A 12710-nucleotide genomic window follows, 5' to 3' on the forward strand; every position below is an offset into this window, starting at 1 on the left:
CGTATGGTAATACATAGAAACAACATTCGAATTTTTTAGGCCTTTTATGATTGGATCGGTACACGCATGACTATGGAAGCCTATGCTCTATGCTCGCAACCCATTTCCAGCATCCTAGAATGGCAGGCCGCCATCGATGCGATAGGATTCGACTTGAAGCTCGAAGCGGATCAAATTCCGCCAGCCGTGTCCGGTCACCTTCCTGCCACATGGCAGGGGCGTGAGGCTGGCTTCGAGTGCTCGGTCATTCCGTTCTCCGACTTGGCGGAGACCTACCCCGAAACGGATTTCGGAGGACCATGGGCATGCGCGTACGCCTTCTACTTCGCGACGTTCCCGGCCTGCGCGGGGACCTGGATCGCGATTGCCGCCGGCCTCAAGCTGTCGGGTGGGATTGCCTTCGACCCACAGGAGGACAAGCTGCTGACCGCTGAGGCCGCAATCCGCTACGCCCACGACACGGTGGCAAGCATCGCAAGGCTCGAGGCGCAGTTCGGCAGAAACACGTCCCTTTGAGTCCGGATCGGGCACATGTCGCCCGCGTTCAGGAGACGAAATTCGTCTCGACCAGCACAGTCTCGGTCTCGAACGCGGCCGCATGCCATGTCCCGGGCGGGAAGTGGAACACGCTGCCGGCGGAGAACGGCTTGCGGCCCTGCTCGGTCTCGAGGAACCCGGAGCCGGAGATCACCTGCACGAACTGCTCGTGATCGTGGCTGTGGCGCCCCGCCGAGACGCCCGCGGGCACCACGACCCGCACAAGGCTCGCGCCGGCGCCCGGGATCGTGCGCTTGGCGACGCCGTTGCCGGCAACGGTTTCTTCGCAGGTGTCCCAGGCGGTGAGGTGGTCGGTCATCGGGTCTCTCCTTCGCCGCAGGAGATGCCGTCGCGCCGCGCCGGGTCAACGGCCCTGGCAACCCGGGCCGTGCGTCAACCGGTCCCGCCCTCGGGGCCGCGGCCGCGCCGGGGCTTCGGCGGGCTCGGCTCGGGCTTCGGCGGGGCCGGATCCGCGGGCTTTCCCGACGATGGCCAGAAGGTTTCGAACAGCTCCTGCATCGCCCGGATGTTGTTGCCCTGAACCTCCGCGCCCGTGCGCATCATCTGCTCGATCATCGCGGAGCCCGCTTCGCCGGCCGTCTCGCTCGGCGATTTCGGGATCGGCTTCGGCGGCACCGGGGCCGCGGCGGCGCCGGGCATGAACGCCTTGGCCATCTCGCCCCAGGCCGGGCCGAACGGGAACGGCACGGGGGGCGGGGGCGCCGTCGGCCGGGCCTGCGCCGGCTCGGCCTGCGGCTGGTTGAGCATGACGTGCACGATGCTCGCCACCACGGCGCCGGCCATCATCGGCAGCATCTGGCGCAGCACCTGCGCGCCGACGCCGCTGGTGGCCGAGGCCTGGCGCAGCACCGCCTGCATCAGCTGGGCCGAGCCGAACATCTGGGTGAGGGCCTCCAGGCCCTGGGGCGCGGCGGCGCGGGCGGCGTCCGGCATGCCGAACATCCGAGCGAAGCCGGTCGGATCGAGGCCGGCGCCGCGCTGCAATCCCAAGGTCAGGGCCGGCATCAGCGCCTCGAAGGCGCGGGTGGTCTGCTCGGGGGTCAGGCCGAATTGCTGGGCCATCGCCTGGATCCCGGCCTCGCCCTGGGCCTGGAACATCTCGAGCGGGTTGAACATGACGCCTCGTCCCTGTCCCGGTCGAACCGGCCGGGACGGGCCATCGTGACCGGTTGCGCGGCGAAATACCAGTTCCCACGAGAGGAACTTGTGCTCAGTCCGGTCCCGCCGGGCGATCGGACGGTATTGCGGACCGCACCCGGTTCTCAGCTCACCGGCCCGGGATGGGTCTGGCCGGCCGGCAGGGGCGCGGCGCGCTGCGATGCCTCGCGGGCGGCCTCCGGCTCGCGGACGCGCCGGCCCCGCGCCTCCAGCCGGTCGACGGTGCGGCGGGCGAGCAGGATGCCCATGACGCCGAAGATCAGCGAACCGAGGCCCATCCCGGCGATCACGCCGCGCGGCCCGTGGAGCGCCGCGCCGAGCATCGCGGGCGGCACGGTGCCGAGCGTCGCCCGGCCCCAGTTCAGCAGGGTCGAGCGGATCGGGAAGCCGAGATTGTTGAACGCGGCGTTGCCCAGGAACAGGAGCCCGTTGAAGAACCAGATCGCGCCACCGGCCAGGCAGAAGAACCCGAACAGGTCGCGCGCTACGCCGTGCAGCCCGAACAGGGACGCCAGGGGCTCGCGGGCCAGCGCCAGGATCAGCCAGACCACGGCCACGTAGGCCAGCGTCACCCGGACCGCCTCGCGCAGCACCCCGCGCATCCGGTCGAACCGCCCCGCGCCCCAGTTCTGCGCCAGGATCGGGCCGATCGCCCCCGACAGGGCGAACAGGCCCCCGAAGGCCACCGGCGTGAGGCGGTCGATCACGGCGGCGGCCGCCACCGCATCGGCGCCGTAGCCGGCAAAGAGCCGCGCCAGGAACGCGCTCGCCACCGAGGGCGCGAGGTTGGTGAGCACCGCCGGCCCTGCGACCGCCGCCAGCACGGGCGCATCGGCGACCATGTCGGCTACCCGCGGCAGGCCGAGCAGCTGGTGCTGCATGACCCCGCGCAGGCCTACCGCCACGAAGGTCGCCCGCGCCACGCAGACCGCGATCGCCGCGCCCTCGACGCCGAGGCCGGCGCCGAAGATCAGCAGCGGGTCGAGGAAGGCGGTGACGATCGCGCCGGCGAGCGTCACCATCATGGCCTGCCGCGCCGCGCCGACTGCGCGCAGCAGGCCGGCGAACAGCATGCCGGCGGCGAGCAGCAGGTTCGAGGGCAGGGTGATGTCCAGGAACAGCTGCGCGACCCGCAGCGTCTCGTCGCTGGCGCCGATCAGGCTCAGCAGCGGTTCGGACAGGGCGAAGATCAGCAGGGCGATGAGCGCGGCGGCGAGGCTCGCGAGCCCCAGCGCCGAGCTCGACAGCCGCCGCGCCTTGTCCCGGTCGCCCGCGCCCACCGCCTTGCCGACCAGCGCCCCGGCCGCGATCATCAGGCCGATATTCACCGCGGTGGCGAAGAACTGGACGATCGCCGCGAAGCCGATCGCCGCCGTGAGCTTCGGGTCGCCGAGCTTCGAGACGTAGAACAGCGACAGCAGGTCGACGACGAAGATCGCCATCAGCCCCACCGAGCCGGTGGCGGCCATCACGACCACGTGCCGGAGGATCGAGCCGCTGACGAACCGGCCCGCCTCGGCCGGGGGCGGAGTGTCAGGCATCGGGACCGTCACGCATCCCGGGCGCTGCCTTCCGATTCCAGTTCGGGCTCCGGCTCGATCTCGCTATTGGCCGTATCGGGCTCCTGCGGGGCGAGGGCGGGCTTGTCCAGGACCCGCTCGGCCGCCTCGCGCCGGTCGCTGCCGATCAGGTCGCGAGTCTCGGTGCTGAGCGCCCGGGCCGGCCGGACCGGCTCGGTCAGCGGCTCGGGCTTCAGCCCCGCCGCGGCGCCGCGCATCCAGCCGGCGCCCTCCGGCAGGGCGCCGGCCTGCTGCAGCACAAGCCGGGCGATGTCGCGCTTGCGCACGTCCTCGGCCCGGGCCGCGGCCACCTCCGGCGACAGGCCGAGGCCTTCCAGCGCCGCCCGCCCGAACGCGAGGGCCGATTCCGCGGTCTCGCGGATCTGGAAATCGACGTCCCGGTTCATCAGCTCGACGGCATGCAGACGGTCGTAGGCGCGCACGAAGGTGCGGACGCTGGAAAACTCCTCGTGCACGATGTCGACGATCTTGAGCGCGCCGGCGCGGTCGTCCACGCAGATGCAGACCAGCTCGACCCGGCCGATCCCTGCGGCGCGGAGCACGTCGAGCCGTGTGCCGTCGCCGTAATAGATCCGGAAGCCGAAGCGCGAGGCCGCGCGCAGCTGCTCCACGTCCTTGTCGATCACGGTGACCGGGATGCCCTCGGCGAGCAGCACCTGGGTCAGCACCTGCCCGAACCGGCCGAAGCCGATCACCAGCACCCTTGCCTCGCCGCTCTCGGCGAGTTCCGCGGAGGGCTCCGACACGTCGACCTGCTCGCGGGCGGTGCGGCGCTCGATCAGCTTGTCGAGGCCCTTGGCGGCGATCGGGCCGATCAGCATGGTCAGCGCCGCCAGCGCCACCGCGAAGCGCGTCGCCGTGGGACCGGTGAGCCCGAGATCCTCCGCCTGGGGCAGCAGCACGAAGGCGAACTCGCCCGCCGGCGCCAGCACGGCCGCGCCGCGGAGCGCCCCGAGGGTGTCGGACCCGAACAGCCGGAACAGGCCGGCGACCAGCGCGACCTTGAGCAGGATCGCCCCGAGCGTCGCCCCGAACAGGGCCGGCCAGACCTCCCGCACCAGGCCGCCGTCGATCGACATGCCGACGCTCATGAAGAACAGGCCGAGCAGCATGCCGCGGAACGGCTCGATCTCGGCCTCGAGCTGGTGGCGGAAGTTCGACTCGGCGAGCAGGATGCCGGCCAGGAACGCGCCCATCGCCATCGACAGGCCGACCTGCTCCATCAGCAGCGCCGTGCCGAGCACCACCAGGAGCGCCGCCGCGGTCAGCACCTCGCGGGCGCCGCTGGCCGCCAGCAGCCGGAAGAACGGGTTGAGGCCGTAGCGGCCGACCAGCACCACGGCCAGGATCGCCGCCACCGCCTTGCCGGTGGAGATCGCCGCCGCCCCGAGCCAGGGGCCGCCGGTCCCGCCGCCCGCCGTGGCCAGCAGCGGCATCAGCGCCAGGATGCCGACCACCGACAGGTCCTGGAACAGCAGCACCGCGAAGGCCCGGCCCCCGTAGGCGCTGCCGAGGTCGCCGCGCTCCTCCAGGAGCTGCAGCGCCACCGCGGTGGCCGACAGGGCGAGCGCGATGCCGATCACCGAGGCCGCCCCGAGGCTGAGCCCGGCGGCCAGCCCGACGCCGCCCAGCACCAGCGCGCAGGCGACCAGCTGCGCCGCGCCGAGGCCGAAGATGTCCCGCCGCATCGAGACGAGCTGCGACAGGTGCAATTCCAGCCCGACGATGAACAGCAGCAGCACCACGCCGATCTCGGCGACGCTCGCGGCGGTCTCGGGCTCGGCGATCAGCGACAGGCCGGACGGTCCGATCAGCACGCCGGCCACGAGGTAGCCGAGCACGGCGCTCTGGCCGATCAGCCGGAACACCGGCACGCCGATCACCGCCGCCGCCAGGAAGGTCAGGACCGGCGGCAGGAAGCTCGCATGTTCGACGGGGCTCGCCATGCAGATCTTCTCGGCGGATGGCTTCGGGTTCGTGGGCGCAGGTTCCGGCTTAGCGCGCGCGGCGCCGCGATGCGAGATGTGCGGGGGTGCCGTTCGGCACAAGCGGGGCCCGGATGGTGCCAGATCACCCCAGCAGCCGCGACCGCGCCCGGCGCGAGCCGTCGATGAACTCGAAGCCGCCGGCCGCGCTCAGCATGTGCAGGCGGGAGCCGGGCCAGGCCGCCCCGGGGCCGAGGCGGGTCTCGACCCGCTGCTCGTAGCCGTCGGCGTCGAGCCGCAGGATCCGGGCGAGGCCGAGCGCCGCGCCGTAGCCCCGGCGGCAATCCTGCACCGGCCGGATCAGGGCGCCGTCGCGCGCCACGATCGGCCCGGCCGCCCGGGCCGAGCCGACATCGATCAGCACGGGGTTGCGCGGGTGCGGCGTCCAGGGGCCGCGGAAATCCGGTGCGTGCCAGAGGTGGAGGGTATCGGAATAGCTGCCCCCGCCCGACCGGACCGTGGCGAACATCCACCAGCACCCGTCGTGGCGGAGCAACGTGGCGTCACCCGCGACCACGTGATCGACCAGCACGGCCTCGTGCACCCAACCCCCCGGGAAGGCCGTGGCCCGATAGAGGTCGATCGTGCCCGAGGCGTGGGATTCCGGGATCATCCAGACCGCTCCGTCCGCCTCGAACACGAACGGGTAGGACAGGTGGGTCTCGAGTTCCAGCACCGGCTCCGGGCGGCCGCGCGGCCCGGATTCGTCGAAGCGCAGGGCGGAAATCACGCCCTTGCCGCGGCGATAATCGAATTCCTCGACGAACAGGGTGACGGACCCGCCATGCGCGATGGCGAACGGGTCGGCGTAGAAGCGCCGCCCGTCATCGGGCAGGTCCGTCCAGCCGCCCGCGGGGTGGCGGCGCAGATCGATCAGGTCGGGGCCGACCACCCGCCGCCAGCCGACCCGCCATTGTGGGCTGTCGAAGCAGAGCGCGTAGAGCCTGCGGGCGATCTGCCGGGCCAGTCCGCTCGCCGCGCGCCGGCTGACGCCGAGACCGCCGAGGTCGAAGCGCGATCCCGGTTGCAGCGGCGCCTCGGTCCCGTCCGGCAGGTGCGTCGAGGCGGCGCCGTCGAGGGCGGCGGCGATCAGCGTGATGATCCGGGCGAGGTAATCCTCGAAGGCGACCAGCATCACCGTGTGGGATTCGGCGCCGAGGCGCCCGACCGCCACCGGAGCGCCCTCTGAGCCCCGCAGGGCGGCGACTGGCGCGCGCCCGGCGAACAGGGCGGCGAGGAGGCCGGCCTCGCCCGGCATCCCGTCGAAATCGAGCCTCCAGACCGGCTGCGCCGCGTCGGCGGTCGCGTCGGACCCGGCCTGGGCGCCCGAGAGATCGAGGACGAGGTCGGGATTGTCCGCCGCGACCTCGGTGCCGTAGGCCGCGAACGCCATCGGCTCGGCCGCGGTGGCGAGGCCCGGGCGGGGCAGGCCGTGGATCGCCGCTTCCAGGCGAAACAGCAGCTCGGCATTGGGTGGCAGGTCGTGCGCACCGGCGACCCAAACGACCCGCAGCCGCCGATCGGGTCGCTGGCCGAGCTGGTCGAGGAGGCGGATGTGCCAGCCGCGCAGGGTCCGGCGGTCGAGCCGCACGGTGATCTGCCGCGCCACAGGTCGCAGCGCGATCGTCCCGCGTCCCGGGTGGTCCGCGCCCCCGATCGACCGCTCCATCAGGCGGACGACGCTGTCGGGCTTCGCGCGGGCTGCGTCCCGAAGGCCGGCCGCCCCCGTCTCGAACGAGGCTGTCTCCTGCGGCGTGTCGAATCCCGTAGCGACGCTCACCGCGAATCCAGACCCTGAAGACCCTCGAGGACAACCAACGATACGGTTGTCGTCTGAACGAATGCTATCGCTCCGTGGCACGATCCAACAAGTCCGGCGGCCTCGTCACTGTTCCGGTCGGTTGATTCTGATCGGACTCTGTTGAGGAACAAAATGACCCGCGTTTCGCACGCCGCGATAACCCGCCGTTACGCGGCCGTGATACCATGCCACGTGGCGATCCCGACCTCCCTCGGGAACCCGCGGATCGGCTTGGCGGTTCGCCCGTGAGATGTGATGCGGAGACACGACATGACACGCAAGATGATGCCGCTGGCCGCGATGCTGCTCATCGGCCTCCCGAGCGCCGCCTTCGCCTGGGGCGGCGGCGGTGGCGGCGGTGACAGCGGCAGCGGGCTCTCGCCCTACGCGGCGCTGAGCGGCAACGACCGTTCGGCCGGCGTCAACAACGGCAATTACCGCGACCCGGCCCTCGACCCGTATATCCGCGCCTACGATCCCGAGGCCGCGGCCCGCGCCGCGACGCCGCCGGCCGCCCAGCCGCGCCTGCGCATGCGGCCGTATTACGGCTATCCGTACTGAGGAACGTGCGTTCCGCCGGGCCCCGGATCGGGTGCCCCGGCGGTTGCGTCAGGACTTCTCTGCCGTGGCGCTCCGGACCCGCTTGAGCACCCAATGGCCGCCGGACGGCTTGCAGCCGGTGCCGCGCACGAAGCGGCTGCGGCCCGGGCCGATCACCGAAGCCAGAAAATTGCGGCAGATCAGATCGTCGGCCACGTAGGGCAGGCCGGTCGGGTTGACCGCGCCGTACAGGCCGGTCTCCGGGTTGTCCCACTTCACCGGACGGCCGTTGCCCTGTGGATCGAGGGCGACCGACAAGGCCGCGCGGGCGCGCCGCCAATCCTCCTCGCCGAGATCGCCGCCGAAGCTCGCCGGCCGCTTCTCGATGCTGCCGGTGACCACGGGCTCCTCGGCCACGGGGGGCGCCTCCGCGGGCTCGCCGCGGAACACGAGCAGCGGCTGGCTGCAGCCGCACAGGAGCACCGCCAGCGACGCGGCTGTCATCGCCACAGGGACGCGCAACCGTCGGCTTGGCTCTTTACACGCGCATCGCCGCATTACACCTGACTCACGACGGGCTATCCGCTCGACCGAACATGCCGATGTCGGTGCCCCCTCAGGCCCTTGACGCGGCGGGCAGGAGTCTTGCCGTGGATCAGTTAAGGACCGATGACCCGAAGGCCGGTGCGGCTGCCCCGACCTCGGACTTTACCCTGAGCGACGACCCCGTCGCGCTGTTCGACGCCTGGATGCGCGAGGCGCAGGCCGCCGAGCCTGAGGACCCGAACGCGATGGCGCTGGCCACCGCGGGGTCGGACGGGCTGCCCGACGTGCGCATGGTGCTGCTCAAGGGCTTCGACGCGCGCGGCTTCGTGTTCTACACCAACGTCCAGTCCGCCAAGGGCGAGGAGTTGGCCCAGAACCCGCAGGCCGCCCTGGTGCTGCACTGGAAGAGCCTGCGCCGGCAGATCCGCGCCCGCGGGCCGGTCTCGCCGGTGACGCCGGAGGAGGCGGACGCCTATTTCGAGAGCCGCCGCCGGGAGAGCCGGCTCGGCGCCATCGCCAGTCGCCAGTCCCGCCCGCTCACCGACCGCGCCACGCTGATGGCCGAGGTGACGGAGCTCGCCGCCCGCTACGAGGACGGCCCGATCCCCCGGCCGGAGCACTGGACCGGCTTCCGCATCGCCCCGGTGTCGCTGGAATTCTGGCAGAACGGCGATTACCGCCTGCACGACCGGGTCCGCTTCACCCGCGCCGGCGACGGCTGGAGCCGGTCGCGGCTGTATCCGTAGCAAAGTCCCGGTTTCAAAAGGTCCGAGACCGTTTGCGGGTGGAGGGCAGCGCCCTGCTGTCGGGCTTCGCCCGATACATCGGGGGCTCCGCCCCCGAACCCCGCCAAAGGGCTGAGCCCTTTGGGAGCCCATAGACCTGGCGGTGCCCCCTGAAACGAAGAGAGCCCCGGCGGGGGCCGGGGCTCTCGACGCGACGTGAAGTGCGACGAGGCTCAGGCCTCCTCGCCGTCCTTCTTCTCTTCGTCCTCGGACGCCTCTTCGGCCTTCTCCTCGGCGGCCTCGGCCGACTGCGCCTCGGCGATCGCGGCCTCCTCGGCCTCGACCTCGGCGCCCAGCACGGTCGGCGGCACGATGTTGGCGACCGGATCGTGGGGCTCGCCGGTGTGCGTGCCGGCCGGGATCTTGACGTCGGAGACGTGGATCACGTCGCCGATCTGGCGGCCGGTCAGGTCGACCTCGATCGCGTCCGGGATCTGGTCCGGGGCGACCTCGAGGGTCAGGGTATGGGCGACGATGTTGAGGGTGCCGCCGAGCTTCTTGATGCCGGGGGCCGCGTCCTCGTTGATGAAGTGCACCGGCACCTCGACGGTCACGGTCTGACCGGAGACGACGCGCAGGAAGTCGACATGCAGCGGCACGCCGCTGACCGGGTCGAGCTGGAAGTCGCGCGGGATCGCCCGAACGGTCTTGCCGCCGGCCTTGATCTCGAACAGCGTGGTCTTGAACCCGCCGGCGTAGATCAGGGTGCGGGCGCGGACGAGATCGATGGCGATGGCTTGCGGCGGCTGGCCGCCTCCGTACACGACGGCGGGAACTTGACCCTGGCGACGAACGGCCCGGGCGGCCCCCTTGCCGACCCGGTCGCGTGCCACGGCCTCAAGCGTCTTGACTGCGCTCATGGCGTGATCCTTCAAAATGATGTTGGGACCCGGAAAACGAAAAAGCCGCCCGACGCGGACGGCTGTGACCTTTCCGGTGCGCCCCTGCCTCCAAGGGTGTCGGAGGGCGCGCGGTGCGCATACACGGATGGGGGCGGATTGGCAATGTTCGGGTGGGGCCGCCGATCACGCCGCAGTCGCTTTGCGTGCGGGCATGCTCGAGGCCGAATGGCGCTCTCACAGTGATCCGGCTGGATCGGTTGCTGCTCGTTCCGCGCCGTCATCGCGAGCGTAGCGAAGCGACCCAGGGACACGCTACGATCTGGAAGCGCGCGCTGCACTGGGTTGCTTCGCCGCGCTCGCAATGACGGTGAGGGGCGCCGCGACCCCTCGATCAGTACGACTCAAGGGGAGGCGATTGATGCGTACGAGCAAGCCCATCGCCGCTAACCTCCGCGATTCACAGGCGAGCGCCGAGGCCCGCACAAAATCCGGTCGCTGTGCCAGCGGCGATGCGGTGCTGCAGGTGCTCGACCGCGGGGATGGGGCGTTGGATGCCGTCCTCCGGTGGAAGGTGCATGAGGCGCTGGACGATCCCCGGCCAGCGATTCCTGCCGATGAGGTATTCGCCGAGTTGCGTGTTCACCACGTCAACCGGATGAAAGCCGTCAAGGGTGGTGCGTGACAGTCGCAGATATCGGCTCCATGAAAACTGACTTGCAGAGCGTCGCCATGCGCGCGCCACCCCTTTTCCCAGGCGCATGCAGCGTCAGCGGCATGCGACCCGGGATCCAGCACAGGACGACGCAAAGCGTCCGCTCGTAGCAACGCCGCTTCTTGATGGTGCCGCTACGCGGCGCATTGCCTACTAGGTCCCGGATCGCCTTCCACTGGCGTTCCAGGCGTCTGGGAAAGGGTCGCGTTTCATCCGGCAACAGACTTGCGCGGGTCTCACCGCACGCCGGACCGCCCCCCTTACGGCCGCAGCCCCGCCAGCGCCCGCCGCGCCCGGCGCTTCTGCAGCCACACGGTCAGGCCGAGGGCGGTGCCGATCACCAGGGCGGAGAACGCCGTCGTGGTGGTGCCGAGCGCGTAGATCTCCGGCGTCGTCACCGTGGTGGTCAGGCCCTGCAGCTCCAGCGGCAGGGTGTTGCGGCCGCCGATCGCCTGGCTGGTGCGGGCGAGCTCGTCGAAGGACAGGGTGAAGCCGAACAGGGCGACGCCGACCAGGGCCGGGGCCAGGATCGGCACCACCACGTGCCGCAGCGTCTGCGCGCCGGTGGCGCCGAGGTCGCGGGCCGCCTCCTCGTAGGCGGGGCTGAACCGGTTGAACACCGCGAACATGATCAGCAGGCCGAAGGGCAGCGTCCAGGTGAGATGCGCCCCCAGCGCCGAGCTGTAGAGGCCCATGAGGGTGGCGTGGTCCTGCAGGAATCCCCAGCCGGTGGCCTCTGCCAGCGCCTTGATCCCGTCGTCGAGCAGCCGGAATTCCAGCCCGATCCCGAGCGAAACCACGATCGAGGGCACGATCAGGCTCGACACCGCCAGGGCGAAGACGAGGCCCGCCCCCCGGAACCCCTTGCGGAAGGCGAGGCCGGCATAGAACGCGAGGGTGACGGTGAGCGCCATCACCACCAGCCCGAGCATCAGCGAGCGCCGCAGCGCCGCCCAGATGTCGACGACGCCGACCCCCTCCCACAGCTTGGCGAACCAGTGGGTCGAGACCCCGTTCATCGGGAAGGTCAGGCCGCCGGACGGGCCCTGGAAGCTCAAGGCGAGGATCGTCAGGGTCGGCCCGTACAGGAACAGGACGTAGAGGCAGAAAATCCCGGCGAGCCCGTAGAAGGCGAAGCCGCGCGGCCGGTCCATCCTACAGCTCCCTGCGCAGATCGATCATCCGGGTGAGCCCCAGGATCATCAGCAGCACGGCGGCCAGCAGCACAACCGCGTTGGCGGCGGCGGCCGGAAATTGCAGATAGGCCATCTGCACCTGGATCACTTTGCCGACGCTGGCGATCTGCTGCCCGCCCATCATGCCGACGGTGACGAAGTCGCCCATCACCAGGGTCACCACGAAGATCGAGCCGATGGCGATGCCGGGCTTGGCCAGCGGCAGCACCACGTTCCACAGGGTCTGGAACCCGGAGGCGCCGCAATCGCGCGCCGCCTCGATCAGCGACCGGTCGATCCGGGCCAGGCTGTTGAAGATCGGCACGATCATGAACACCGTGTCGAGGTGCACGAAGGCCAGCACCACCGCGAAGTCGGAATAGAGCAGCCCCTCGATCGGCGCCTTGATCAGGCCGAGGCTGCGGAGCGTGTCGTTGATCAGGCCGTTGCGGCCGAGCAGCGGGATCCACGAGATCATGCGGATCACGTTCGAGGTCCAGAACGGGATCGTGCAGAGCAGGAACAGGCCCATCCGCACCGTGTCCGAGCGGATATGGAAGGCCAGGAAGTAGGCGATGGCAAAGCCCAGCGGCAGGGTGATCGCCAGGGTGAGGGCGACGAATTTCAGGGTCGAGAGATAGGTGCGCACGGTGGTGCAGAGATCGGCGGAGAGGCAGCCGTCGAACACGTCGGTGTAGTTCTGCAGGGTCAGCGCCGGGGTGATCGCGTACTCGTTGTACTCCCAGAACGACACGATGCCGGTGAGCAGCAGCGGCACCACCAGGAAGACCAGGAACACCAGGGCCAGCGGGGCGGCCTGGAGATAGGCGAGGCTGCGGCGGCGGGGCCGGGGGGCGGTGGCGATCGACGCGGCGGCGGTCTCGCCGGTGCGGGGGAGGGCGAGGTCGTTCACTGGGGTGCCCTCGCCGGCGTGGCCGCATCCGGCTGCCTACGGCCGGCTCCGAGGCTTGCATCGGTCGCGACGCGCCCCCTCTCCCGTGCGGGAGAGGGTTGGGGTGAGGGATGCG

13 protein-coding genes are annotated in these 12710 nt (G+C 70.8%); 4 read left to right on the forward strand and 9 right to left on the reverse strand.

From position 1 onward, the window contains the following. Positions 1–66 precede the first annotated feature (66 nt). Positions 67–516, forward strand: coding sequence for a hypothetical protein (locus MKL09_RS23030; protein ID WP_244024064.1), 450 nt, complete (start codon positions 67–69; stop codon positions 514–516). Positions 517–544: 28 nt separating this feature from the next. Here the strand turns inward: MKL09_RS23030 and MKL09_RS23035 are convergent, their stop codons facing one another. From MKL09_RS23035 to MKL09_RS23055, 5 genes are all read right to left on the reverse strand, one after another. Beyond that, positions 545–856 (reverse strand): cupin domain-containing protein, encoded by a 312-nt coding sequence (locus tag MKL09_RS23035; protein ID WP_244024066.1) that lies wholly within the window; start codon positions 854–856, stop codon positions 545–547. A 74-nt stretch (positions 857–930) separates the two neighbouring features. Next, on the reverse strand, positions 931–1674 hold the full coding sequence (locus tag MKL09_RS23040) for a DUF937 domain-containing protein (RefSeq protein WP_244024068.1): 744 nt from the start codon (positions 1672–1674) through the stop codon (positions 931–933). Positions 1675–1820: 146 nt separating this feature from the next. Further along, positions 1821–3257 carry an MATE family efflux transporter gene (locus MKL09_RS23045; RefSeq protein WP_244024070.1) on the reverse strand — a complete coding sequence of 479 codons (1437 nt, stop codon included), beginning with the start codon at positions 3255–3257 and terminating at the stop codon, positions 1821–1823. An 8-nt stretch (positions 3258–3265) separates the two neighbouring features. Next, on the reverse strand, positions 3266–5242 hold the full coding sequence (locus MKL09_RS23050; protein WP_244024072.1) for a monovalent cation:proton antiporter-2 (CPA2) family protein: 1977 nt from the start codon (positions 5240–5242) through the stop codon (positions 3266–3268). 124 nt (positions 5243–5366) lie between these two features. Further along, the gene (locus MKL09_RS23055; protein ID WP_409566969.1) at positions 5367–7061 is read right to left on the reverse strand and encodes a formyl transferase; all 1695 of its coding nucleotides are present in this window, start codon (positions 7059–7061) and stop codon (positions 5367–5369) included. Between the two features lie 291 nt (positions 7062–7352). Here MKL09_RS23055 and MKL09_RS23060 point away from each other — a divergent pair, with 291 nt between their 5' ends. Further along, positions 7353–7643 (forward strand): hypothetical protein, encoded by a 291-nt coding sequence (locus tag MKL09_RS23060; protein ID WP_058193869.1) that lies wholly within the window; start codon positions 7353–7355, stop codon positions 7641–7643. Positions 7644–7691: 48 nt separating this feature from the next. Here MKL09_RS23060 and MKL09_RS23065 read toward each other — a convergent pair whose 3' ends face one another. After that, entirely contained in the window at positions 7692–8180 is a 489-nt protein-coding gene (locus tag MKL09_RS23065; RefSeq protein WP_409566970.1) for an RT0821/Lpp0805 family surface protein, read from the reverse strand. 92 nt (positions 8181–8272) lie between these two features. Between MKL09_RS23065 and pdxH the strand changes: the two genes are divergently transcribed. Then, complete coding sequence (pdxH, locus tag MKL09_RS23070; protein ID WP_244024076.1) at positions 8273–8914, forward strand: pyridoxamine 5'-phosphate oxidase; 642 nt, start codon at positions 8273–8275, stop codon at positions 8912–8914. A gap of 212 nt (positions 8915–9126) precedes the next feature. Here pdxH and MKL09_RS23075 read toward each other — a convergent pair whose 3' ends face one another. Further along, positions 9127–9813 carry a 50S ribosomal protein L25/general stress protein Ctc gene (locus tag MKL09_RS23075; protein WP_244024078.1) on the reverse strand — a complete coding sequence of 229 codons (687 nt, stop codon included), beginning with the start codon at positions 9811–9813 and terminating at the stop codon, positions 9127–9129. 400 nt (positions 9814–10213) lie between these two features. Between MKL09_RS23075 and MKL09_RS23080 the strand changes: the two genes are divergently transcribed. After that, positions 10214–10477: a type II toxin-antitoxin system ParD family antitoxin gene (locus MKL09_RS23080; RefSeq protein WP_244024080.1), complete on the forward strand. Its 264-nt coding sequence runs from the start codon at positions 10214–10216 to the stop codon at positions 10475–10477. 290 nt (positions 10478–10767) lie between these two features. Here the strand turns inward: MKL09_RS23080 and MKL09_RS23085 are convergent, their stop codons facing one another. After that, complete coding sequence (locus MKL09_RS23085; RefSeq protein ID WP_244024082.1) at positions 10768–11661, reverse strand: ABC transporter permease; 894 nt, start codon at positions 11659–11661, stop codon at positions 10768–10770. 1 nt (position 11662) lies between these two features. Further along, positions 11663–12595 (reverse strand): ABC transporter permease, encoded by a 933-nt coding sequence (locus MKL09_RS23090; protein ID WP_409566971.1) that lies wholly within the window; start codon positions 12593–12595, stop codon positions 11663–11665. Between the last annotated feature and the right edge of the window lie 115 nt (positions 12596–12710).

This window comes from Methylobacterium sp. J-048 (assembly GCF_022829515.1).
Lineage (GTDB): Bacteria > Pseudomonadota > Alphaproteobacteria > Rhizobiales > Beijerinckiaceae > Methylobacterium.

Bases quoted from the DNA above. Each gene is read 5' to 3' on its own strand.
- MKL09_RS23065 (WP_409566970.1), bottom strand. From the start codon at position 8,180: ATGCGGCGATGCGCGTGTAAAGAGCCAAGCCGACGGTTGCGCGTCCCT.
- MKL09_RS23040 (WP_244024068.1), bottom strand. From the start codon at position 1,674: ATGTTCAACCCGCTCGAGATGTTCCAGGCCCAGGGCGAGGCCGGGATC.
- MKL09_RS23080 (WP_244024080.1), top strand. From the start codon at position 10,214: ATGCGTACGAGCAAGCCCATCGCCGCTAACCTCCGCGATTCACAGGCG.
- MKL09_RS23060 (WP_058193869.1), top strand. From the start codon at position 7,353: ATGACACGCAAGATGATGCCGCTGGCCGCGATGCTGCTCATCGGCCTC.
- MKL09_RS23075 (WP_244024078.1), bottom strand. From the start codon at position 9,813: ATGAGCGCAGTCAAGACGCTTGAGGCCGTGGCACGCGACCGGGTCGGC.
- MKL09_RS23050 (WP_244024072.1), bottom strand. From the start codon at position 5,242: ATGGCGAGCCCCGTCGAACATGCGAGCTTCCTGCCGCCGGTCCTGACC.
- MKL09_RS23030 (WP_244024064.1), top strand. From the start codon at position 67: ATGACTATGGAAGCCTATGCTCTATGCTCGCAACCCATTTCCAGCATC.
- MKL09_RS23045 (WP_244024070.1), bottom strand. From the start codon at position 3,257: ATGCCTGACACTCCGCCCCCGGCCGAGGCGGGCCGGTTCGTCAGCGGC.
- MKL09_RS23085 (WP_244024082.1), bottom strand. From the start codon at position 11,661: ATGGACCGGCCGCGCGGCTTCGCCTTCTACGGGCTCGCCGGGATTTTC.
- MKL09_RS23035 (WP_244024066.1), bottom strand. From the start codon at position 856: ATGACCGACCACCTCACCGCCTGGGACACCTGCGAAGAAACCGTTGCC.